The sequence below is a fragment of the Streptomyces sp. F001 genome, from assembly GCF_004187715.1.
GTDB lineage: Bacteria > Actinomycetota > Actinomycetes > Streptomycetales > Streptomycetaceae > Streptomyces > Streptomyces flavusporus.
Genome location: NZ_QZWF01000005.1, coordinates 481,175 through 504,050 on the forward strand (window position 1 = coordinate 481,175; position 22,876 = coordinate 504,050).

19 protein-coding genes, 1 tRNA gene and 3 pseudogenes are annotated in these 22,876 nt (G+C 69.2%); 11 read left to right on the top strand and 12 right to left on the bottom strand.

The window, feature by feature from the left end:
* Positions 1-56 precede the first annotated feature (56 nt).
* A pseudogene (locus StrepF001_RS22355) lies at positions 57-1,020 on the top strand (YafY family protein).
* A 91-nt stretch (positions 1,021-1,111) separates the two neighbouring features.
* Here the strand turns inward: StrepF001_RS22355 and StrepF001_RS22360 are convergent.
* The 4 genes from StrepF001_RS22360 to StrepF001_RS22375 form a co-directional block, all read right to left on the bottom strand.
* On the bottom strand, positions 1,112-1,342 hold the full coding sequence (locus StrepF001_RS22360) for a hypothetical protein (RefSeq protein WP_129799984.1): 231 nt from the start codon (positions 1,340-1,342) through the stop codon (positions 1,112-1,114).
* Between the two features lie 64 nt (positions 1,343-1,406).
* Positions 1,407-2,012, bottom strand: coding sequence for a flavin reductase family protein (locus tag StrepF001_RS22365; RefSeq protein WP_129799985.1), 606 nt, complete (start codon positions 2,010-2,012; stop codon positions 1,407-1,409).
* A gap of 20 nt (positions 2,013-2,032) precedes the next feature.
* Positions 2,033-4,072: a tetratricopeptide repeat protein gene (locus StrepF001_RS22370; RefSeq protein WP_165396328.1), complete on the bottom strand. Its 2,040-nt coding sequence runs from the start codon at positions 4,070-4,072 to the stop codon at positions 2,033-2,035.
* Between the two features lie 244 nt (positions 4,073-4,316).
* Positions 4,317-5,543 (bottom strand): hypothetical protein, encoded by a 1,227-nt coding sequence (locus StrepF001_RS22375; RefSeq protein WP_129799987.1) that lies wholly within the window; start codon positions 5,541-5,543, stop codon positions 4,317-4,319.
* Between the two features lie 711 nt (positions 5,544-6,254).
* Here StrepF001_RS22375 and StrepF001_RS48150 point away from each other — a divergent pair.
* A pseudogene (locus StrepF001_RS48150) lies at positions 6,255-6,677 on the top strand (ISAzo13 family transposase); the annotation flags it as partial.
* A gap of 5 nt (positions 6,678-6,682) precedes the next feature.
* Positions 6,683-7,078, top strand: coding sequence for a transposase family protein (locus tag StrepF001_RS48155; RefSeq protein WP_240797607.1), 396 nt, complete (start codon positions 6,683-6,685; stop codon positions 7,076-7,078).
* Here the strand turns inward: StrepF001_RS48155 and StrepF001_RS22385 are convergent.
* Positions 7,072-7,698, bottom strand: a complete 627-nt coding sequence (locus StrepF001_RS22385; protein WP_129800100.1) for a TetR family transcriptional regulator — start codon at positions 7,696-7,698, stop codon at positions 7,072-7,074. The two genes, StrepF001_RS48155 and StrepF001_RS22385, sit on opposite strands and share 7 nt — an antisense overlap.
* A 490-nt stretch (positions 7,699-8,188) precedes the next feature.
* Positions 8,189-9,187: a sigma-70 family RNA polymerase sigma factor gene (locus StrepF001_RS22390; RefSeq protein WP_129799988.1), complete on the bottom strand. Its 999-nt coding sequence runs from the start codon at positions 9,185-9,187 to the stop codon at positions 8,189-8,191.
* A gap of 188 nt (positions 9,188-9,375) precedes the next feature.
* On the opposite strand from StrepF001_RS22390, the gene StrepF001_RS22395 reads away from it, so the two are divergent.
* Positions 9,376-9,894: a GNAT family N-acetyltransferase gene (locus StrepF001_RS22395; protein ID WP_129799989.1), complete on the top strand. Its 519-nt coding sequence runs from the start codon at positions 9,376-9,378 to the stop codon at positions 9,892-9,894.
* A gap of 16 nt (positions 9,895-9,910) precedes the next feature.
* On the opposite strand, the gene StrepF001_RS22400 is transcribed toward StrepF001_RS22395, so the two are convergent.
* A complete protein-coding gene (locus StrepF001_RS22400; RefSeq protein ID WP_240797608.1) occupies positions 9,911-10,705 on the bottom strand; it encodes a dioxygenase in 795 nt (264 codons plus the stop codon).
* A 103-nt stretch (positions 10,706-10,808) separates the two neighbouring features.
* Here StrepF001_RS22400 and StrepF001_RS22405 point away from each other — a divergent pair, with 103 nt between their 5' ends.
* Positions 10,809-11,318 (top strand): MarR family transcriptional regulator, encoded by a 510-nt coding sequence (locus StrepF001_RS22405; protein WP_129799990.1) that lies wholly within the window; start codon positions 10,809-10,811, stop codon positions 11,316-11,318.
* 24 nt (positions 11,319-11,342) lie between these two features.
* On the opposite strand, the gene StrepF001_RS46470 is transcribed toward StrepF001_RS22405, so the two are convergent.
* The 3 genes from StrepF001_RS46470 to StrepF001_RS22420 form a co-directional block, all read right to left on the bottom strand.
* Positions 11,343-12,962, bottom strand: coding sequence for an IS1634 family transposase (locus StrepF001_RS46470; RefSeq protein WP_206306827.1), 1,620 nt, complete (start codon positions 12,960-12,962; stop codon positions 11,343-11,345).
* 237 nt (positions 12,963-13,199) lie between these two features.
* Entirely contained in the window at positions 13,200-14,747 is a 1,548-nt protein-coding gene (locus StrepF001_RS22415) for an MFS transporter (protein WP_129799991.1), read from the bottom strand.
* A 146-nt stretch (positions 14,748-14,893) separates the two neighbouring features.
* On the bottom strand, positions 14,894-15,538 hold the full coding sequence (locus StrepF001_RS22420) for a TetR/AcrR family transcriptional regulator (RefSeq protein WP_129799992.1): 645 nt from the start codon (positions 15,536-15,538) through the stop codon (positions 14,894-14,896).
* 311 nt (positions 15,539-15,849) lie between these two features.
* On the opposite strand from StrepF001_RS22420, the pseudogene StrepF001_RS22425 reads away from it, so the two are divergent.
* The 6 genes and pseudogenes from StrepF001_RS22425 to StrepF001_RS22450 all read left to right on the top strand — a co-directional run bounded on the left by StrepF001_RS22425 (position 15,850) and on the right by StrepF001_RS22450 (position 21,205).
* Positions 15,850-17,138, top strand: a pseudogene (locus StrepF001_RS22425) (M6 family metalloprotease domain-containing protein).
* 100 nt (positions 17,139-17,238) lie between these two features.
* Positions 17,239-18,918 carry an IclR family transcriptional regulator C-terminal domain-containing protein gene (locus tag StrepF001_RS22430; RefSeq protein ID WP_129799993.1) on the top strand — a complete coding sequence of 560 codons (1,680 nt, stop codon included), beginning with the start codon at positions 17,239-17,241 and terminating at the stop codon, positions 18,916-18,918.
* 119 nt (positions 18,919-19,037) lie between these two features.
* Positions 19,038-19,334 carry an acyl carrier protein gene (locus StrepF001_RS22435; RefSeq protein WP_129799994.1) on the top strand — a complete coding sequence of 99 codons (297 nt, stop codon included), beginning with the start codon at positions 19,038-19,040 and terminating at the stop codon, positions 19,332-19,334.
* Complete coding sequence (locus StrepF001_RS22440; RefSeq protein ID WP_129799995.1) at positions 19,324-20,547, top strand: beta-ketoacyl-[acyl-carrier-protein] synthase family protein; 1,224 nt, start codon at positions 19,324-19,326, stop codon at positions 20,545-20,547. Before StrepF001_RS22435 ends, StrepF001_RS22440 begins: the two co-directional genes overlap by 11 nt.
* Positions 20,548-20,677: 130 nt before the next feature.
* Positions 20,678-20,750: transfer RNA gene (locus StrepF001_RS22445), tRNA-Arg, on the top strand.
* A 113-nt stretch (positions 20,751-20,863) separates the two neighbouring features.
* On the top strand, positions 20,864-21,205 hold the full coding sequence (locus StrepF001_RS22450; RefSeq protein WP_129799996.1) for a hypothetical protein: 342 nt from the start codon (positions 20,864-20,866) through the stop codon (positions 21,203-21,205).
* A 95-nt stretch (positions 21,206-21,300) separates the two neighbouring features.
* Here StrepF001_RS22450 and StrepF001_RS22455 read toward each other — a convergent pair whose 3' ends face one another.
* Both StrepF001_RS22455 and StrepF001_RS22460 read right to left on the bottom strand, forming a co-directional pair.
* Positions 21,301-22,512 carry a site-specific integrase gene (locus StrepF001_RS22455; protein WP_240797609.1) on the bottom strand — a complete coding sequence of 404 codons (1,212 nt, stop codon included), beginning with the start codon at positions 22,510-22,512 and terminating at the stop codon, positions 21,301-21,303.
* 27 nt (positions 22,513-22,539) lie between these two features.
* Positions 22,540-22,821: a helix-turn-helix transcriptional regulator gene (locus tag StrepF001_RS22460; protein WP_129799997.1), complete on the bottom strand. Its 282-nt coding sequence runs from the start codon at positions 22,819-22,821 to the stop codon at positions 22,540-22,542.
* Positions 22,822-22,876: the final 55 nt, after the last annotated feature.

Here is a 22,876-nt window from a genome sequence, read left to right on the forward strand (position 1 = left end):
AACCTAGGGGCGCACTAGGTCAGATCATGTCCTAATGCTGCGGCATCCTCGAACTCATGACGACGGACACTCCGGCACGCATCCTCCAGCTCCTCTCCCTGCTCCAGACGCCCCGCGAATGGCCCGGCGGCGAGCTCGCCGAGCGGCTCGGGGTGTCGCGGCGCACGGTCCGGCGGGACATCGACCGGCTGCGCGAGCTGGGCTATCCCGTGCAGGCGACCAAAGGGGCCGACGGCGGCTACCGGCTCGTCGCGGGCAAGGCGATGCCGCCGCTCGTGCTCGACGACGAGGAGGCGGTGGCCATCGCCGTCGGCCTGCGGGCCGGGGCGGGGCACGCGCTGGAGGGCGTGGACGAGGCGTCGGTACGGGCGCTGGCCAAGCTGGAACAGGTGCTGCCGGGTCGGCTACGGCGCCGGGTGGCCACGCTGCAGGCCGCGACCACGCCTCTGACCAGCGGGGACGGGCCGAGTATCGCGCCCGAGACGCTGACCGCGATGGCGTCCACGGTGGCCGGTCGGGAGCGGCTGCGGTTCGCGTATCGGGCGAAGGACGGCAGCGAGTCGCGGCGGCTGACGGAGCCGTACCGGCTGGTGTCGACGGGGCGGCGGTGGTACCTCGTGGCGTACGACCTCGATCGTGCGGACTGGCGGACGTTCCGGGTCGACCGGGTGAGCGAGCCGTTCGCCACGGGGGTGCGGTTCGCTCCGCGGGAGTTGCCGACGGGGAGTGCGGCGGAGTATCTGCGGCGGTCGATCGGACGGCGGCAGGAGACGTACGAGTTCGCCGTCACGTTCGAGGCGTCGGCGGAGGTGGTGGGGGCTCGGCTGCCGCGGTGGCTCGGGGTGCCTGAGGCGGTGGGGGCGGGGCGGTGCCGGTTGGCGGGCGCTAGCGCTGATCCTGTGGAGTGGTTGGCGGTGCGGCTGGCGATGGTGGGGCACGAGTTCAGTGTGCAGGGCGGGGGAACTTGTGGATTGTGTACGGGAGTTGGGTGGGCGGTTGAGGCGGGCGGGTGGAGGGTGAGGCTGACGCAGGTTGTCAGTCCGGGGGCAGTCGTGCCTTCCCCCGAGAGGGTTCAGGAACTGCGCGCGAAGTGACCAGCTGGGCGGGCCAGTCAGACGTCCTGCCGGGGTGTCGCGAGGCGGTGATCGGTTGGTTGCGTTTCGGTGAGGGCCCGCCAGTGGTGCTGCTGGAGGCGGTAAGCATCGTCGTGGTGAGGGCTGAGCATGGTGGCTGCGAGGAGCGCGGCCAGGGCGGGAACAGTCAGCCGGATCAGGGGGAGCCGCTCGTTTCCCTCGCGGCCACGGTGCGGCGGTGGATCCACCGCTCCCACGCCGTCACTCATGATCACTACCGCAACCACCCCGCCGACGCCCTGCGCGAACTCGGTCTCACAGGATGAGCACGCATCACGTCTGTGGTGCCGACCTGGCACTGCAACAACCCGTCCGCAGGGAGTGGCCGGCAGTTTCGCTGGTGGCCCAGGAACGGGGCAAGGTCGCATACCGGCCGTCCACGAATACCAGTGCGGGCCTCTTGTCGAGTTCGTCGAAGGCAAGCGCTTCGCCGACGACGAGACAGTGGTCCCCAGCGAGGTGAATATCGGTCACCGCGCAGTCGAAGAAGGCCAGGCCGTGACGGAGCACCGGGCAGCCGGTGGCGGGAGCGGCCAGGTATGTGAACGTCGCGAAAGCGGCCCACCCGGTCGGCCGTGTCGCGTCAGCGAAGCGGCCGGAGACGTCCTGTTGATCGGCTGCCAATACGGTGATGGCGAATACCCGGGAGGCCTCGATGAACCGCTGCATGCGGGTGTTCCGGTTCACACAGACCAGCACCAAGAGCGGATCAAGCGATACGGTTGTGAACGCGTTCGCCGTCATGCCATGAGGCTCGCCGTTGACGAGCGTGGAGACGAGAGTGATCCCGGTCGGGAAGCATCCGGCCACCTGGCGGAAGTGCAAGGGCCCGCTGCGAGGCCCGCCGGTTTCCTCGGAAGTCTGCAGCCTGCGTGTCATGGCGAATGGCGTCACTACCCTCACCCCGCTGTCGGGCTTGCGGTCCGAAGGCGGTCAAGTTGGTCGTAACCCCGCGATGAAAGCTCATGCTGGGCTTCATCCGCACTGGAGCCGCCGAGGGCTATGCATTCCTGGAAATCTGCGAGGGCGGCCCGCAGATCACCGGAGTTCAAGAGGCACAGGCCACGCCGGTAAAACAGCTCACCACGTTCAGGGTCCTCCCTGTCGGGGGAGGCACGGTCGAGCATGCGCGTGTAGTCCTCGATGGCCTCGCGCCAGCGCCCGGCGTGCTCGTAGGCGTATGCCCGGTTGCCGCGGACGGCCGGATCGTCGACGAGTTCCAGGGCGCCGTTGAAAGACTCGATGGCCGCGTCCACCTCACCCTGGCCGAAGGAGAGCACGCCCAGGTTGCTCCAGGCAGCAACCAGCGTCGGGTCGTGGTGCAGCGCGGTCGTGAACGCCTCCCGCGCCTCGACCAGGTGTCCGTCCTCTTGGGCGATCAAGCCTCGCAGGCAATGCAAGTGCGGCTGGTCAGGATCCACTGCGAGACCTGCCGCCACGTCACGCATGGCCCCTTCTCGGTCACCCAGTTCATAACGCACGCTCGCCCGATTCACATAGGCATCGAGGAACGTGGGATCGAGCTCTAGTGTGTAACCGAAATCGGCGAGTGCCGCATGCAGATCGCCCATCTCCACAGCAAGATCAGCGCGGTTGTAGTACGGCTCCGGGTACGGCGGGCTCAGCCTGGTGGCAGCATCGTAGTCAGCGAGGGCTTCAGGCAGGCGTCCCATCCGGCGATATACCGCGGCCCGCTCGAAGTAGTACTCCGAATGGTTGGGGTCGATCTCGATGACCTCGGTGTAGGCCTGCACGGCAGCTTCGGGTGGGCCGATCGCAGTGAGCAGTTGCGCGCGGTTGTAGCGGAGCACCGAGCGGTGGAGCCTTTTACGCTCGGGGCTGACCTCCTCGTCGAGTCGGCGCAGTCCCTCGGTGACCAGCCGCAGCGACTCGTGTAGGTCGCCCAGGTGCATCTCGATGAGGGCGAGCCCGTTCTCGTTGAAGGTCAGACTGAATGCGCGCCGTTCCCGATCGGGCAGCAAGGAAGAAAGGGCGATCGCCGTGTTGATCCAGGCCTTGGCTTGGCGATGGTCGAGGCGCCCGTTGTCATAAAAGCGGGTATACAACATGGCCCTGCCGTACGCGGCCTGCAAGTGGACGCTGGGCAGGGTGCTTGACGCACAGGCCTCGTCGTACAACGCTGCCGCCTCGTCCGGCCGTCCGAGAACGGTCAGTGCCGTGCACATCTTCGTGGTCACCAGCCAGCAGCGTTCCGGCTGCGTCTTCCAGTCCAGAAGGGCATGACTGCGACGGCCGAGATCGAGCAACGTGTCGTAGAACCCCATCATCATGCAGTGGTCGAGCGCGTCACGCAGGGCGTCGACGCCGGCTCCCCTGGGGTCGCTGCCGCGCTCCCGGTGGAATGGGATGGCGCCCAACCGCAACGAGACCTCGCCACGCGACTCGAGTTCGGTGGCCCGAGCGTCGTGCAGCGCGGCTCGCTCGGCGAGCGGAAGCGATGCGTATGCCTCGCGTAGCCACGGGTCGTCGCTGGTGCACTCGGTGGTGACGTACCACGCGGCCCTCTCGTAGCGGCTCTGCTTGTCTGGCCTCAGCTCGGCCGGCGACGCGGCAACGTCAGGCACTACGCGCAGCGCATGGCGCTCGAGGGACGTGGCCAACTCGCCCGGAAGTTCGCCCTCCAGGCCGCACACCACCAGCCGCAGCAGGCCAGGGTCTGCCCGCCGCAAGAGGATCGCGAGCAACTCGGCATCGGTACCGTCGGCGTGGTGTGCGTTCGCCACCACAAGAGTCCGTGACTGGACACCGGGATGGCTGAGGTATTCGAAAAGGAACTCCGTGAGGCCGTGTGCCAGCTGGGTGGTGCGCGCCTTGGGGTAGAAGCGCGTGCGCTCGTCTGGACCGGCCAGCGCAGTAAGGGTCTCCCGGCTGCACGGAACGATCGTCCGCAACTCCGGGGCCACGGCCAGGATCTCCACGTCGTGTTGCTCAGCCAGCCCAGGGCGAGTGGATCGCGTCGCGGGAACCAGCTGGCGCACCAGTGTCCCGGCCGCGGTGTAGGGGCCACGCAGGCGACGATGCGCGTCCACGTGGGCCAGCAGTGGAGGGAGATCCAGAGAGGCAAGGAGCCGTTCGCAGCCTGCCCGGGTCGAAGCGGTAATCCATAGGTGACGTACAGAGTCGGTACTCATAGTGATCTTCCTTAGAGGCGAGGGCAGCGGGTCAGGTTGTGGTTCCTTGGTGTCCGGCTGCCCGGCGAAAACGTTCACGCAGGAACAGAACTGCCGCTATGGCGGGCTCGAACAGGCTGAAACCGAGCACGGCCGCCGCATCCCAGAACCGGGAGGTAGGCAACGCGCCGCCGCTGGCGATGGTGCGCAGTGCGGTCCCGAAGAACTGCCAGGCCAGCGGGACGACGACGAAGAGCAGTGTCGCGATCGCGAACGCGTAGCCCATGACTTGGAATGGGGCATACCAGCGAGCCACGCGCTGGTCACGTGGATGCCAACGGGATTCGTCTACGAGCCGGTCGCGGCGGCCGAGCAGGGCGTTCACCCGGTTGCCCAGCAGCTCACGGGTGACGGTCTGCAGATCTACGCACCCCAGCACGGTGCTGATCAGGTAATACACGTCGGTGCGCAGGAAGAAATAAAACTGCCATACCATTCGCGGCAGAGTCGTGAACGCCAGTGCCAGGCAGATCCCCCCGAGCATGGAGATCCCATCGTTCGAATACCGAGTGACGTATGCCACGACGATGAGGCCGGCTATGACCAGCACGTCGGCGAGAAGCCCCGCGAGCATCGGCAGGTACCGCTTGCGCCGCGGCACGGCCACCAGTCCATCAAGCGCAGTTTCGAACACGACGAAATAAAACCGCCGCCCCAGTCGTACGCCTGACCGAATCCCAAGACGGCGGCCGGCCAGCACATGAAACAGCTCGTGGAGCAATGTCAACGGGATCTGCCCAAAAAGGATCGTGAGCCCGACGACTGTCAGATAATCGGTGAAGAACACATTCTGCTGGTGCGGCACCATGCGCGGGTCGACGAGACAGACAGCCACGGCAGCGGCGACCAGCGCGATGTAGCAGATCCAGGCAAACGGTGAGAACAGCGCCCGCCCCAGCCGCTGCCACCGTACGGCTTCGCGACCGCCGAGTTCATCCGCATTGTCGAGGAGATCCCCCTCTTGGCGCACGAAGCCCAGCTCGCGCAACGTCGTCAGGAACTCAGCCATGTCGACGGGCTCACCATACCGCTCCGCATACCAGGCAGCCGCGTCCGATGGCGTGCGGCCGGATTCCAGTTCGCGCAGCAACGCGACCCCGTCGGGGGGGAACACGGCATAGGAGTCGACGTCCAGCCGTCCGACGACGGTCTCGTCGCCGTCATCCAGGTAGGTCAGCCTGTGCAAATGCAGAGGCGGTGAATCCAGGCGCACTGACATCGGTTAAACTTCTCTTCGGCATCGATGAATGGACATGGAAACGGACACAGAAACAGAGGCGGTGGGCCGGAGGGTCTGGCTCAACTACCAAAAATCCTCCGGCCACCGTGCCCGGCATCACCTCAAGCGCACTGATCCGCAGCAACACATGCCGTACGCGTAGCATCCACGCGCAGTCAGGCGGATGGCTCCGGGCTTGCGCACCATGATCTTTTTCATGATTGTCACCTCCTCGATTCATCGTGCCGTTAGCCGCCTGGCCCAAGGAAAAGGAAACGGCGCTAAATATCCGGTTCTGCACCCGGCATTCCCTACAGAACGGGGTGATTCCCTGACCCCGGCGTATCAATGATGGTCCCGCAATCGGGAATCTTTATGGTTATCGCGGCAAGGAGAGCGCAACAGTTACGAACATTCGTACCTTGACAGGGGTGAGCCGAAGGCGTTAGCGGCTTCTTCTGGACTTGTGCCCGGTGAGGCTCTGTGTCGAGTAAGGGCTGCGAAGTTCCAGGCGCTGTTGCCGCATCTGGACGAGCGTCAGCGTCGGCCGGCCATAGGAGCGGAGGCGCGGTCGCTGGGGCACGGCGGGATCAGGCTCGTTGCTGCTGCAGCCGGGGTCCAGGAAGGTACGGTCTCGCGCGGAGTGGCTGAACTCGAGTCCGGCCAGGCCCCGTTGGGTCGGGTCCGCCGGGCAGGCGGCGGCCGGAAGACTGGAAGATCCATCTGGCCGACCTCGCTGCCGAAACCGGCCTGGAGATCACCGTATGTCATCTGCCGCCTGGCACATCGAAGGGGAACAAGATCGAGCACCGGCTGTTCTCCCACATCACCATGAACTGGCATGGCAGGCCCCTGACCAGCCATGAAGTCATGCTCCGGATCATCGCCGCGACGACCAGCCGCACTGGTCTGACGGTGCATGCCGAACTCGACAGCCGCGAGTACCCCACCGGCATCCGCATCAGCGACGAAGCCATCGCCCTCCCGATCACACGCCACCGTTTCCACGGAGACTGGAACTACACAGCTTCCCCCAAGATCACCGAACGTCTCCGCACCTTCCCCGGCAAGGCGGGCGGTCAACCAGCGGCGCCCGCCCCCTCACTCTCCACGACCTGCAGCACTCCGAGCTGACCGGCATGTCCCGCAAGCAACTCAGCGACCTGACCGACACCTTGATCCCCGGCCTGGAAGAGCGTCGCGAGCAGCTCCGTCACGCAGCCCGCGGCGGACCACGCCGCGTCGCCCGCGGCACCGGCCGCAAAGCCACACTCACTCCCGCCGACCAGATCCTGGTCACCATCCTCTACCTGCGGAAAATCGCTCTTCAGGAGCTTCTCGGTCAGCTCTTCAACACCACCGCCATGACCATCAGCCGTGCAGTGAAAGATGTCCGCCCGCTCCTGGAAGCCCACGGTGTCTGTCTCCCCGCCTCAACAGCCTGTCTCCGCACGCCGGACGACGTCGCCAGATTCCTCGCCCCGGACAAAAACCAAGATCAAACCGACGTGTGGTTCCCGGCAAGCCCTCAGTGAGCGCTCCCCTCCCACCGAAACCCCCGCAGTGCCCCAAGGTTTCGCAAGGCCAGCTCCGCTGGGCCGTTCGGGCCCGAGGCCGGGGCCGGGCCCGAGGCCCAGGATTCGACGGCGACGCGGACCGATGCGCTCGCGACCGCTGCGGTGAAGCGGAGTTCCGGGGTCACGGTGATCCGGTCGGCAACGTTGTCCTGACGCTCTGTGACCGAAGACGTCCCAGCCCGCGCCCTTTCCGCCAGGACCTCCGCCAGCATGTCCTCCGACGCCCGGCACACCTCTGCCCACACCTTTCCGATGGCCGGGCTCGTGTTGGCCAGGTGGATGAGGGTGCGGACCCATTCCCAGGAGGCGGCCGAGACGCCCACGCCCGGGGTCAGGGTGTGGCGTATCGCGTGTTCCAGGGCCTCGGGTACGGAGAGACCGGCGGGGGCCTCGCGGACGGCCTCGGCCCAGCGTTGGGCGCCGGCCGCGTAGAGCGGGGCGACCGCCTCCTCCTTGGTGGCGAAGTAGCGGTAGAAGGTGCGCGGGGCGATGCCCGCGGCCTGGGCGATGTCCTCGGCGCGGGTGGCACGCAGGCCGCGTCGTACGAAGAGTCCCGCCGCCGCCCGGGCGATCTCCATCCGCGTTGCCGCCTTACGCCGCTCCGTCAGCGAGGACGAAGCGGAGGACCGGGAGGTATGGGACGAAGAACGGCGCGGGTTCTGCGCGGAGGTGGTGTTGCTCACGTCGGCAGGCTATGCCCATGTGACACAATCTGCCATCCGGCGGGCCACCCCGGTGTTCAGGTACGGGGTGCCCCGCCGCCCAGTCGTGCCCGCGCCCGGAAGAGCAACAGCCGGGCCCCGACGCCCGGGGGAAGGCGCCGAAGCCCGGCTGGGGAAGGTCCCGGCGCCGGGGGGAGTGCGTCGGGACGTGGCTCTGGTTGCGGATGCGGTCCGGCTGCGACCGGGGCCGGGCCCCCGAACTCCCGTGCCCGGAGGTCTTGTTCCCTGGCCCGCGCCGCTTGAAGCGGCGTTACATCGCCATGTTTGCGCGGCCTTTCGCCACCCCGCGTACGCGCCCGCACGGGTCGCACGCCCGTCGGGTGGCGACCGCCGGTCCGACGGGCGGTCACGCCGCCGCGTCGAACCCGGTGGACCGCGCCAGCTTCTTCAGCTCCAGCAGCGCATGCTTCTCGATCTGGCGGATGCGCTCGCGGGTCAGGCCGTGCTCCTTGCCGACCTCGGTCAGCGTGCGCTCCCGGCCGTCCTCGATGCCGTACCGCATCTTGATGATCGAGGCCGTGCGCTGGTCGAGGCGGCCGATCAGGTCGTCCAGCTCCTCGCTGCGCAGCAGCGTCAGCACCGACTGCTCCGGCGACACCGCGGAGGTGTCCTCGAGCAGGTCGCCGAACTGGGTCTCGCCCTCGTCGTCCACCGACATGTTCAGGGAGACCGGGTCGCGGGCCCAGTCGAGCACGTCGATGACACGCTCCGGCGACGAGCCGAGCTCGGCGGCGACCTCGGTGGGCTCCGGGTCCCGGCCGTGCTCACGGTTGAACTCGCGCTGCACGCGCCGGATCCGGCCCAGCTCCTCCACCAGGTGGACGGGCAGGCGGATGGTGCGCGACTGGTCGGCTATGGAGCGGGTGATCGCCTGGCGGATCCACCAGGTGGCGTACGTGGAGAACTTGAAGCCCTTGCGGTAGTCGAACTTCTCGACCGCGCGCACCAGGCCCGCGTTGCCCTCCTGGATCAGGTCGAGCAGCGGCAGACCGCTCCGGGGATAGCGGCGGGCCACGGCGACGACCAGGCGGAGGTTGGAGCGGATGAAGACGTCCTTGGCCCGCTCGCCCTCGGCGACCAGGGCCTCCAGTTCGGCGCGGGTGGCGTCGGTCTGGGTCTCCTCGTATCCCTCGAGGACCTGTCGCGCGAACACACCCGCTTCGATCGTCTGGGACAGCTCGACCTCCTTTGCGGCGTCGAGCAGCGGTGTACGCGCGATTTCGTCGAGGTACATGCCGACCAGATCGCGGTCCGCGATCTCGCCGCCATGGGCGCGGACACTGCTGGTCGCGTCGACGGTCTCGCCCGCGGCGGACGTACGACGGGCGACGGCACGGGTTGCCATGCGTGCTCCCTTGCGATGATGAGGTCAGCGGGTGGTCCTGCGGACGCTCAGCACTCTCGGCGCTTTCTGCGGCTCTTCGGGTGCCCTGCATCCGATGGAAACAACGACTGGAATCCGGACAGAATTCCCAACCCACCCTCGATTTTTCTGATCATGCAGTACCCTGTCCCGCCGAGCAGGGAGGCGCGATGCGGCCGGGACGTACAGAGGTGCAGGTCAGGCCAGGAGCCGAGAGTGACCTCGAGGCCCTCACCGACCTCTACAACCACTACGTACGTGAGACGCCCATCACATTCGATACCGCGGTCTTCACTCCGGAAGAGCGCCGCCCTTGGCTGCTCTCCCACCCTGAAGACGGACCGCACCGGCTGATGGTTGCCACGGACGCGGACTCACAGGAAATTCTGGGGTACGCCACATCCAGCCCTTATCGCGCGAAGCCCGCCTACGACACCTCCGTGGAGGTCACGGTCTACGTCGCCCCGCACGCCGGGCGCCGCGGCGTCGGCACACTGCTCTACAAGGCCCTCTTCGAGGCCCTGGCCGGCGAGGACCTGCACCGCGCCTACGCCGGCATCGCACAGCCCAACGAGGCGTCCACGCGGCTGCACGAGCGCTTCGGGTTCCGGCACGTCGGGACGTACCGGGAGGTGGGCCGCAAGTTCGGGCGGTACTGGGACGTCGCCTGGTACGAGAAGGAGCTGTAGCCCCTCCCTGCGGGGTTCACCCGAACTGCACCGACCGCTTCGCCATCCCCATCCAGAACCCGTCGATCACCGACTTCTGCGCGTCCAGCTCGCCGGCCACCTCCGCCGCGCCCATGGTCACGAACAGCGGCGCGAAGTGCTCGGTGCGGGGGTGGGCGTAGCGGCCCGCCGGCGCCTTGTGGAGGAAGTCCAGCAGGGCGTCCACGTCACGGGTCTCCAGCGCACGCCGGCCCCAGTCGTCGAACTCGGAGGACCAGCTCGGCACTCCCCCGCCGGTGTGGCGCAACGCGGCGAGGTTGTGGGTGAAGAAGCCGGAGCCGACGATGAGCACGCCCTCGTCGCGCAGCGGGGCCAGCCGGCGGCCGATGTCCATCAGCTGCACGGGGTCGAGGGTCGGCATGGAGATCTGCAGGACCGGGAGGTCGGCCTCGGGGAACATCTCCACCAGCGGGACGTACGCCCCGTGGTCGAGCCCCCGGTCGGGGATGTCCTGCACCGGCATGCCCGGGGCGCGCAGCAGCTTGCGTACGGACTCGGCGAGTTCGGGGGCGCCGGGGGCCTCGTAGCGCACCTGGTAGTAGTGCTCGGGGAAGCCCCAGAAGTCGTAGACGAGGGGGATCGTCCGGGTGGCGCCGAGGGCGAGGGGGGCCTCCTCCCAGTGGGCGGAGACGACGAGGATCGCCTTGGGGCGGGGCAGGGCGGCGGACCAGGCGGCGAGCTGGCCGGGCCAGACCGGGTCGTCCGCGAGGGGTGGCGCGCCGTGGCTGAGGTAGAGGGCGGGCATGCGCTCCTGGGCGGCTGCGGCGGACATGACGGCGGCTCCCTGACGGATTACTTGAAGTCTCAAGCTGTCGCTCAAGAGACTACGCCGTGTTTGTTCAAAATTCAAGAAGAGGGCTCGTACAGTGGATCCCATGAACACGGCACCCGCATCCGCTGACGCACCCCGCTGGCTGACCGGGGAGGAGCAGCGCATCTGGCGCTCCTACCTGCATGCCACCACCCTCCTCGAGGACCACCTCGACCGCCAGCTCCAGCGCGACGCGGGCATGCCGCACGTCTACTACGGGCTCCTCGTCGGACTCGCCGAGGCCCCGCACCGCCGGCTGCGGATGACCGAACTGGCCATGAAGGCGAAGATCACCCGCTCCCGCCTCTCGCACGCGATCGCCCGTCTGGAGAAGAGCGGCTGGGTGCGCCGCGAGGACTGCCCCTCGGACAAGCGGGGCCAGCTCGCGGTGCTGACGGACGCGGGCATGGAGGTGCTGAAGCGGTCCGCGCCGGGCCATGTGGCCGCCGTACGCCAGGCGCTGTTCGAGCGGCTGACCCCGGAACAGCAGAAGTCCCTCGGCGAGATCATGCAGATCGTCGCCGAGGGACTCCAGCCCGATGACGCGGGAGCGGACCTGCCCTGGCTCCGCTAGATCCGTACTTCGCGGGTAGCTCGTTCAGGTCTCTGGCCAGCGGGGATGTGTGGGTTCCAGGCCAAGGAGGTCGAGGAGATGAAGCTGGACTCCTCGGCTGATGACGATGGTGGGCGGGTCGGTGGCATGGCCGACCCGCAGCCGCAGGCCGGAGAGGTGGTAGAGGATCATCCGTCCCGTGGGACGGACTCTCTGGTTTCCCGGATACAGGCCCTGCATCTTCTGATCGCCCCCCAGGGCCCGGCGGACCTGGCGCTCGATCAGGCAGAACACCAGCAGGGCCAGGCAGATCACGGTGACCAGTGCGGCGAGGCGCTTGTTGTCCTGGACGAAGATCGGGGTGACGGCCAGGGGGCCTTTGAAGTTTCCGTAGCGGCGCTCGACGGCACCCTGGCCTTTGTGGCGCCGCAGGACCTCGGCGGCATCGGCCTGTTCGGGGGTGAGGGTGGTCAGCAACGCGTACCAGCCGTCGACTGCCGCCTCGGCATCGAGCACGGCCTGGTCGAAGTGCCAGTGCAGGGCGGGTCGGCCGGCGGTGTCGGTGGTGACGGTCGTGCGCAGGCAGTCGGTCACCCGCCGGGTCTTGGCGATCACGCCGATGCGTGCGGTGACCTTCTCCGCTGTGTTGTAGTAGCGCCCGCCGGCGCCTCGTTGGAGTTTTTCGAGGTCTTCGCGTGCTTTGGCCAGGCGTTTCTCGCGGGCCCGCTGCTGGCCTTTGGCATTGCCGGTGGAGTGCACCAGGATCCGGCGGACTTCTGCCTTGGGGTCACGCTTGCGTGGTCCCGTCAGGACGTGGGTGTCCTCCAGCACGCGGTAGGTCTCCCGCCGGTCGTCCGGGGTGTTCTCGTCCCGGGCCGGGACGTAGTCCACGACGGTGGCCGCATCGAGGTCGAGGGCCGCATAGACCGCGTCGTCGACCATGGAGGCCGGGGCCGGGGCGATGAACGCCGTTCTGGCCGCGATCAGCGCGGTGACGTTGTGGTAGGAGACGAGTTTGGAGTCGGCGATCAGCAAGAACTCCTTGGGCCCTGCTATCGCCCGCAGGCTGTTCATGGTGGAGGTGATCTGGGAGATCTCCGCGGCTCCGCCGTCGATGACGCGCGACAGCAGCGGGATACCGCCGTCGCCGGTCACCGCCAGGCCGGTCTGGATCTGCTTGAGGTCGTACCTGCGGTCCTTGGGATGCCCGTGCCTGACCTGGGGATAGTCCTCGTCCTGGTCATCGGCCGGGTAGGCGCCGTGCAGGGACATGGACGTCATGTCCCAGTGGAACGTGGACACATCGATGCCGAACTCGCCGATCGCGCGGGCGCCGACGCTGTCGGTGATCTCCTGAAGGTGCGGGGCGACGGCGTCCAGCGCCCGGCCCAGGCGGTCGTCGTTGAGCAGCTCCGGCTCGATGCCGAAGACGTCCTCCACCGCCCACTCGCGGGCCCAGTCGTCCACCCGCCACAGCGGGGCGGGCGCGGTCAGCCGGTTGGCCACCAGCGTCTCGATGACCGCGCCATGCGTCACATGAGCGATGTCGCGGCCCGGGCACAACCGGTCGACGGTCCCGGCCAGGTCCAGCCGGCGCAGAAACTCGGCAGCGACAGGCAGAGCGCCCAGACGCTTCTCCACCACGGCGCTGACCACGCAGTTCATGCGTGGCCGCACCGTCCGTGGCCGCGGGGACCGGGAAGACTTCGTCACACCCCACCCAACGCCACACCACCGGCCCAGGACACCCCCGGACCGGTCACACCATACGAATCACCGACCCGCGAAGTACGGAGCTAGAGCGAGCTCAGGGAACCAGGGCAGGTCCTGGGGGTCGTACGGACGAGGCGTCCCCTCCTCGTCCGTACGGATGGCCCGAAGGGGTACGAGCCGGCGTCGGCGTCAGTGTGCGATCACCGGCACCGCCACCTCGTCCTCGGCACCCTCACCGGAACCGGAACCGGTCACCGCGGCGGTGTCCGGGCGGCCGGCGTTGATGAAGGTCACGGCGATCACCGCGGCGAGGACCAGGATGCCGACGGCGACCCAGATGGCGCTGGTGTAGCCCTGCACCATGCCCTCCAGCTGCACGACCTGCTGCTGGGTGGGGGACGTGGCCGAGCGGATGCGGTCGGCGATGTACGAGGTCGTCGCCGAGGCGGCGATCGTGTTCAGCAGGGCGGTACCGATCGCGCCGCCCACCTGCTGCGAGGTGTTGACCATCGCGGAGGCGACACCGGAGTCCCGCGGTTCGACGCCCTGGGTGGCCAGGGACATCGCCGGCATGAAGGCCGTACCCATGCCGAGGCCGAGCAGGAGCATCGCCGGCAGCAGCAGGGCCGCGTACGAGGAGTCGATCTCCAGCTGGGTCAGCAGCAGCATGCCGACGGCCGCGACCAGGAAGCCGGGGCCCATCAGCAGGCGCGGCGCGACCCGGGTCATCAGGCGGGTGCCGATCTGGGTCGAGCCCACGATCATGCCGACGATCATCGGCAGGAAGGCGAAACCGGTCTTGACCGGCGAGTAGACCTTCACGATCTGGAGGTAGTAGGTCAGGAAGAGGAACAGGCCGAACATCCCGATGATCGCCAGGCCCAGCGAGAGATAGACACCTCCGCGGTTGCGCTCGGTGAGCACGCGCAGCGGCAGCAGCGGGGCCTTGACGCGGGCCTCGACGAACACGAACGCGGCGAGCAGCACGGCGGATCCGACGAACATGCCGATCGTCACGGAGTCGCTCCAGCCCTCGGACTCGGCGCGGGTGAAGCCGTAGACGAGCGCGACCAGACCGAGGGTGGACAGGATCACGCCGGGGATGTCGAGCGGGGAACGGTTGCGGCTGCCCTCGGGCTCACGGATGACGAACCAGGCACCGGCCGCGGCGACCACCGCGAACGGGATGTTGACGAAGAACGTCCAGCGCCAGTCCAGGTACTCGGTGAGGAAACCGCCGAGGATCAGACCGACGGCGCCGCCACCACCGGCGATCGCACCGTAGATACCGAAGGCCTTGGCGCGCTCCTTGGCGTCCGTGAACATCACGGCGAGCAGGGACAGCGCGGCCGGCGCGAGGAGGGCGCCGAAGACGCCCTGCAGGGCGCGGGAGCCGAACATCATCGCCTCGTTGGTGGCGGCGCCGCCCAGCGCGGAGGCGGCGGCGAAGCCGGCCAGACCGAGGACGAAGGTGCGCTTGCGGCCCCACAGGTCGGCTATGCGGCCGCCGAAGAGCAGCAGACCACCGAAGGCGAGGGCGTAGGCCGTGACGACCCACTGCCGGTTGCCGTCGGAGATGCCCAGGTCCTGCTGGGCGGAGGGCAGGGCGATGTTCACGATGGTCGCATCGAGGACGACCATCAGCTGGGCGAGCGCGATGAAGACGAGCGCTTTCCAGCGGCCCGGATCAGGGGCGGGTGCAAAGGCGTCGGGGACGCTTCGGGCTGTTTCAGACATGGAGGTACCCACTTCAGGACTTCGGGACTTCAAGACGTCGGAACGTCGGGACGGAAACTCAGTACGTCGGAACGGTGAACTCGGTACGTCGGTACGGAAATTCGGGACTTGCTTCGGGATTTCGGAACGTGCGGATCGGTCGGCGTCTATGCCAGGCGCAGGTCCTCCACGGTCACCGCCCTGCCCGGCAGGGCGGAGGGGGCGGGCGCCCGCAGTCCGTCCAGGAACAGCTGGAGATGACGGTGTACGAACTGGTCGACGCTCATGCACGGCGACCCGGCCGGGGGCCGGCTGAGCTGGGCGACGACGATCATCAGGTCACCGACGCCGATGTCGGTGCGCAGTTGCCCGGCCGCCTGGGCGCGGCCCATGAGGTCCGCGACGAGCTGCTCGACCCGCACGCGCGCGGCCTCCAGGTCGGGGTGTTGCTTGTCGAAGGTGCTGGCGATCATCGGGCACAGCGCGCTGATCCGCTCGTCGGCTGCGGTGTGCACGAAGTGCTCCAGTGCCTCGAAGGCGTCGCCGCTCTCCGTGAGGGCGTGCTCGGCCGCCCGGGCCGTACGGTCCATGACCGAGCAGACGACCTCGCGGACGAGGGCGTCGCGGTCCGGGAAGTTGCGGTACACCGTGGCGTTGCCGACGCCGGCCCGGCGGGCGATCTCGTCGAGCGGCACATCGGGGCCGTGTTCGACGAACATCTCCCGGGCGGCGGTGACGATCCGTTCCCGGTTGCGCAGGGCGTCGGCGCGCGGCCGGCTTGCCTTGCGACGTTCGGGAGTGGCGGTCTGCACGGTGTGCTCCTGGGACTGGTGAGACGGATGAGCTCAGTGGGCTGACGATCCGGGGAGCGAATCCCCGTTTCGCTCGGACGCATGGTTAAACGGGGATTCGATCCCCGGTTATTTCCCGCTCCGGCAGAGATTTCTTGTGACCCGCGTCACAAGGTCGGCCATATGGCCGTAAGGGCCCGCTGACCGGCGCTTACGCACCGGAAATTCCCACGATCGGTCGCCTCCAGCGCGCGCCCGCGCCCCACCCGGCACAGGGTGAGCGAGAGGGTGCAGCCGGAGGCCGGTGGCTGCCTGGAGCGAAAGGTCCAAGCATGCAGCCGCAGTCGTCCAGCCATCGGATACGCAGGCGGCGTGCGGCCGCCCTCGCGGCGGTGACCGCGCTGACCTTCGCGCTCAGCACCTCGGCCGGAACGGGCCGGCACACGGCGGGCTCGATGTCGGCGGGGGCGCGTCCGCTCACCCTCCCGGCCCACCCCTCCCCCTCACCCCCTGCATGATCCGCAGCGACCTGGACATCCAGATGTCGGAGGGCATACCGACATCCGGCGGCTACTCCCGTTCCACCGGCACCGTCCGCGCGCTCACCCTGATGATCGACTTCTCGGACGCGCCCGGTCAGGGCAAGGCGATGGACCGCTTCCACGAGTTCTTCCCACAGACCCGGGAATGGTTCCGCACCAGCTCCTACGGCCGCCTCGACTACCGGCCCGAGACCCCGGTCCGCGGCTGGCTGCGCATGCCGAAGTCGTTCAAGGCGTACGGCATAGAGCGCGGCGCGCCCTTCGAACCCGGCTACCGCCGGCTGGTCCAGGACATCGTGGCGGAGACCGACACCAAGATCGACTTCCGCGCGTACGACCTGCTGAACGTGCTGGTGACGCCGAACGCGGGCCCGTCGGCGCTCGACACCGTCCTGTCCGTCACCTTCGCGGGCAACGGCGACGCACCCACGGCGGACGGCATACCCCTCGCGAACGCGTCCTTCGTCTACTCCCGCCAGGACGACGGCTCCGGCTCCTACGGCAAGACCGGCTTCCGCGTCCTGCCGCACGAGAACGGCCATGTCTTCGGGCTGCCCGACCTCTACACCCAGGAGGGCGGGGGCGCGGTCGGCCACTGGGACATCATGAGCGAGGACTGGGGCGCCAACAACGACCTCCTCGGCTGGCACAAGTGGAAGCTCGGCTGGCTGGACGCGAAGCAGGTGAGCTGCGCCGCCGCCCACGGCACGACCGAGCACACGCTGACCCCGCTGGCCGACGAGGGCGGCCCGAAGCTCGTCTTCGTACCCCTCGACAAGCGCACGGGCTACGCCGTCGAACTGCGCACCCGCGACGGCAACGACGAGGCGGTGTGCCGGGCGGGCGTGCTGATCTACAAGGTGGACGCGGAAGTGGACACCGGTCTCGGTCCGGTGAAGGTGTTCGACTCCCAGCGCGACAGCGGCGGCTGCACCCGCAGCCCGAACGTCCACGCCGAACTCTCCGACGCCCCCTTCACCCCCGGCGAGAACTTCGTGGACCCGCGGCGGGGCATACGGATCGCGGTGGCGAGCGCGGATCTGGAGGGCAACCACACGGTGCGGGTGACCCGGAGGTAGCCGATGGGCGGCTCACCGGGAACGCCGTCGGCGGATCCGCGGTTACCGTAGGCCTGCCGCGATCGCCGCACCGGAGAACAATCGCCGTACCGGAGAACAGATGCCCGCCCATCCCACGCTCGACGAGGCCGCCGCCCCCGCCGTACCGGCCGAGGCGGTCACGCCGTTGATCCGTGGGATCGCCGTCCTGCGGCAGCTGACCGAGGCGGGCGGAACCCTGAGCCTGAGCGCCCTGGAACGGACCACCGGCCTCGCGCGTTCCACGGTCGACCGGATCACGGCCACGCTCGCCCGGATGGGATACGTCCGCCTCGACGGCCGGGACGCGGTCCTCACCCCCCGGCTGATGGAACTCGGCAACGCCTATTTGGCCGCCCTGCGCCTCCCCGCCCTGCTGGACGCGCGCGCCGACGCCCTCGCCGACGCGCTGGACGAGTCGGTGTCGCTGGCGGTCCGCGACGGCGACGGCATCCGCTTCATCCACCAGGCGACCCGCCGCCGCGCGATGTCGCTGAGCTTCCGCATCGGCGACCTGCTGCCCGCCGAACGCACCGCGCCGGGCCCCCTGTTCGCGACGGAGTGGACCTCCGAGGACTGGCAGCGCTGGCGCACCCGCCGGGCGGCGGACCCGGAGAACCACGGCTTCCCGGCCGTACCGCCGAGGGAGAACCCCCCTCCGGCCGAGGAGTTCGCGCGGCGGGCGGCGCAGGCCCGGCAGGACGGCTGGGCACTGGACGACCAGTTGATCGAGCCGGGGCTGGTGGCGGTGGCGGTGCCCGTTCGAGATCCCGTCACCGGCCGGATCACCTGTGTGGCGAGCGTGGTCAGCCACACCAGCCGGCACACGGCGGCCGGCCTGCGCGACACGCTGCTGCCACGGCTGCGGGAGGCGGTGGCGGCAATGGAGGAGGACCTGCGCACGGCGCCCCCGCCGGAGCCCGCGCCGGCCCCCTCGGGGCTCGCGACCTGGACGGGTGCGTCGAAGCAGGAGCTGGGCCGGGAGTTCGTCGAGTCGCTGGCCCGGGGCCTGACCGTACTGACGGCCTTCGGCGAGGGCCGCACGGAGCTGACGCTGACGGAGGTGGCCAAGGCGACCGGCCTGGCCCGCGCGACCGCCCGCCGGGCGCTGATCACCTACGAGCACCTGGGCATGGTCACCCAGTCACGCGCGGGCGCCTTCCGCCTCACCCCGCAGGTCCTCTCCCTCGGCTACCCGCCCCTGTCCCGTACGTCCCTCCCGCAGATCGCGGCACCGCATCTGGCCGCCCTCGCGGACCGCATCCACGAGTCGACGTCGCTGGCGGTCCTGACGGCGGCGGGCGACGAGATCCAGTACACGGCACGGGTGGCCACCAGCCGCGTGATGAGCGTGAACCTCACGGTCGGCACCCGCCTGCCGGCCTACGCGACGTCGATGGGCCGCGTCCTGCTCGCGGACCTCCCGCCCGCCGAACGCCACCTGGGCACCGGCCCGCTGCGCCCGCTGACGCCCCGCACGATCACGGACCCGCAGGCCCTGGCCCGCGCCCTGGAGGAGGTCGGAACACAGGGACACGCCCTGGTCGACGAGGAGTTGGAGGAAGGGCTGCGCTCGATCGCGGTGCCCGTCCGCGACCGTACGGGCCAGGCGGTCGCCGCCCTCAACACGGCGATGCACAGCTCCCGCCACACCCTCCAGGAATGCGTCGAGCACCTCGTCCCCGCCCTGCGCACGACGGCCGCTCACATCGAGTCCGACCTCCATGTGTCCGCCCGCTTCACCCACGTGCCCCTGACCTGACCGTCGGCGCCGGTCTCGCTCGCTCGAACGGGTGCCGAAGCGTTTCCTGGCTGCCGTGCAGGCGTTCACACCGTGCGCACAGGTATGAGGTTCGCGGCCATGGAACAGGAGACCTCGGCATGACCCAGTCAGCGCAGCAGGCGGAACGGACCGAACGGACGCGGCGGGCGGCACAGCCCGTGCTTCCCGAGCGGCTCATCGCCCTGCTGACCGGCCATCTGGACGTGGCGGCCGACCCCGGCGAGCTGTACACGACGACGACGTTCGAGAGCCTCGGCATGGACTCGCTGTCGCTGATGGAGCTTGTGGTGGCGGCGGAAGAGGAGTACGGGATCGTCCTGCCCGAGGACTCCCTGGACCTCTCCCCCGGCTCGACCCTCGGTGACGCGGCCCGGGCGTTCCGGGATGCGGCCTGAGGTCGCGGTCACCGGGCTGGGCCTGGTGACCCCGGCGGGCCACAGCGCGGAGGAGAACTGGGCGGCCCTGTGCCGGGGCCGCTCGTCGGCCGCCCCCGACCCCGAACTCGCCGGGCTGCCCGTCGACTTCTCCTGCCGGGTGCGGGACTTCGACGCCGGGTCGCAGCTCGGCCGGTCACCCGCGCGGCGCCTGGACCGCTTCATCCAGTTCGCCCTGGTCGCCGCGCGCCGGGCCGTCGCCGACGCGGGCCTCGATCACCGTACGTGGCACGGGGACCGGGTCGGGGTCGTCCTGGGCGTCGGATCCAACAGCCTGAGCACCTACGTCACCGAGTTCTGCCATCTGGCCGCGGGCAGACCGGAGCGGGTGTCGCCGCTCGCGCTGCCGCGCAGTGTGCCGAGCATGGCCGCGGGCGAGGTCGCGATCGACCTCGGGGCGCGCGGCCCCAGCTTCACCACCTCCAGCGCCTGTGCCTCGGGCGCAACCGCGATCGGTGTCGCACGGGACCTGCTGCGGTCGGGGACGTGCGACATCGTGCTGGCCGGCGGCAGCGAGTCCGCACGCTCCCGGATGACCGCCACCTGCTTCACCCGGATGCGGGCGCTGTCCCGGCGCCGGACGGACCCGGCCCTCGCCAGCAGGCCGTTCGACGCGGCACGGGACGGTTTCGTCCTCGGCGAGGGCGCCGCCGTACTCGTCCTGGAGCGGCTGTCCACCGCACGGGCCCGCCGGGCACCCGTCCTGGCGCTGCTGCGCGGATACGGCGCCACCGCCGACGCCCACCACCCCGTCGCCCCGCACCCCGACGGCGACGGCGCGGTCCGGGCCCTCGCCGCGGCCCTGGCCGACGCGGGCTGCCACCCCCGCGACATCGGTCACGTCAACGCGCACGGCACGTCCACCCCGCTCAACGACGCGGCGGAAGCGGCGGCCCTCACCCGGCTCTTCGGCGGAAAGGTCCCCCCGGTCACCGCTTCCAAGGGCGTGATCGGCCACGCCCTCGGCGCGGCCGGCGCGATCCAGGCCGCGTACACGGTCCTCGCCCTGCGCCACGGCAGCGTCCCGCCGGTGGCGAACTTCGAGGGCCAGGACGGCGACCACAAGCTCGACATCGTGACCGGCCACCCACGCCCGACCGGAGCGGACACGGGCATCACCTGCTCCTTCGGCTTCGGCGGCCAGAACGCCGTCCTGCTGTTCACCGCTCCGTAACGGGGGCCGACCGTCCTCGACGGTCCCGCCACTGACCCCCTCGAGTGACTTCTGACCTGCGCAAACGGGAACCTTGCCACTGCCGATCCCTTATCCGCTAGGCTAGTCGCCGGATCTCACCGAGATCCCCGCCTTCGTAGCTCAGGGGATAGAGCACCGCTCTCCTAAAGCGGGTGTCGCAGGTTCGAATCCTGCCGGGGGCACAGCAAAGCACCAGGTCAGAGGCCCTTCCGTCCATCGGACGGGAGGGCCTTCGTCCTCGCAGCACACATATGGCACACATGCGGCTGCGGGCAGAGGTGGGGAGCTGTGCGAGATGCCTGCGAAAGACGAACTGGCCCGGCGCCGGCACGAGAGGCTGGTCGCCCGGCTTGAGTCGCTGATGCGGGCCGCGCTGAAGCCGGAGTACGAGGGGTACTACGGGCAGCTGATCCTTGGCGCTGACGATCTTGCGGAGATGGGCGAGCTCAAGGACGTCCGGCGTGCCGCCAGGGAAGCGGGACGGCGTCTCGGCTGGAAGACGACCACCCACCTCGTCGGCGGGAGGCTCTTCGTCCTCGACGAGCGCGAGGTGCCCGAGAGGATCGAGCGGTTGGCTGGGGATGCGGCCGCTGCTGCGATGGACCGGTTCTGGGAGGAAAGCCGTCGCCGCGACTGACCTGATCCGAGGAAGACGCAAGGGGGCACCCCACCGCATCAGCGCGGTGGGGTGCCCCCTTCGGTTACGGCGCCCCGGCACGGGTTAGGCACACATCACGCGGCGTCTTCCTCCAGGGCGGCCACGGTCTCGGCGGCCTCACGGGCCTTCCGCTCCGCTTTCTCCAGCTTGGCCTTCGCCTTGGCCAGTTGCTTGGAGCGGCGCTTGTGCATCTTCTTCGAGACCTCGTCCAGGCGGTCGGGAAAGAGGTGCCCGTAGGTGTCCAGGGTCAGCGTCGCGGACTTGTGGCCCAGCATCGTCTGTACGACGTTGACGTCCGCGCCGCTGGCGATGGCGAGCGAGGCCGCCGTGTGGCGCAGCTTGTGCGGGGTGACCTTGAGATGCCCCAGCCCGGCCTTTACGACCGCCGGCGCGAAGAACCGCTGACGGAAGTTCCGGGCCCGCAGCGGCCCGCCCTGCGGGGCGGTGAAGAGCAAGTCGTCATCTCCTCTCCCCTTGACGTGGGGCTTCAGCTCGTCGGCCAGGAACCGCGGGATCGGTACGGACCGGCGCTCGTGGTTCTTGGGGGTGTCGAGGTAGAGCTTGCCGTTGTCCTCGGCGTACGCCTCCACGATGTGGGCCCGACAGGCGTCCAGGTCGACGCGGCCCACCTTGAGCGCGGATGCCTCGCCCCAGCGCAGTCCGGTGTAGGCCAGCAGCAGGATGAACACCCGGTAGGCGCCTGACGCGTTAGCCAGCGCGTCGACCTGCATGTCGTCGAGGTACACGTGATCAGCGGGCATCGCCTTCGGCAGAGGCACGCCGACAGCCGGGTTGGCCGCCAGACGACGGGCCTTGACCGCGTAGCCGAGAACGCGGCTGAGGACGACGTACGCCTTGCGGACCGACCGGGGGCTGAGCTTCCTGCCGCCGGTCGCCTCGCCGGACAGCAGATCCGCGAGCCACTCGGCGATGTCCTCGAAGTGGATGCGGTCCAGCGGGGTGGTGCCCCACTTGGGGATCACGTGGACGTCGAGAACACCGCGGTAGCGAGCCCGGGTTGAGCGCTTGAGGTGGAGCTGCGCCGCCAGCCAGGACTCCGCCACCTCTGCGAACTTCACCCGCGCGGCTGCGGGATCGCGATAGGAGCCGTCGTTGAGACGCGACTCCATCCTTATCCGCTCCGCCTCGGCGTCGACCTTGCGGGCGAAGGTCTTCATCTTCGGCTTGCCGTCGGGGTCGTACCAGCGCACGCGGTACCGCCCCGGTGGCGTACGCCCCGCCCGCTTGGCGTCCGCCACGGCCCGTACATACGCCGCGTGCCCCATGCGGTCCTCAATCCAGACCCGCGCCAACTAGCACCCCCTCCAGTCATCACCGGACACCGACGGGAGCGGCAGGAGCAGGGTCGTGGGAGAAACACCGAGCGCGGTGGCGAGGGCAACGAGGTCGTCTACGTCGCAGCGGCGGCGGGCGCGTTCGGTGCGGCTGAGAGCGGTGTTGGCCATCGGACGGCCCAGCGCGGTGCAGCGGGCGGCGAGCTGGTGTTGGGTCAGGCCGCGCACGAGACGTAGGTACTCGATGGCGCGGGCGGCGTGGAGGCCGGCGGGGCCTATTTCAACAGGTCGGTTGGACATGACAGATAGCTGTAACTTGCATCCGGGCGCCATGGCAAGAGTTAGCTCTAAAACT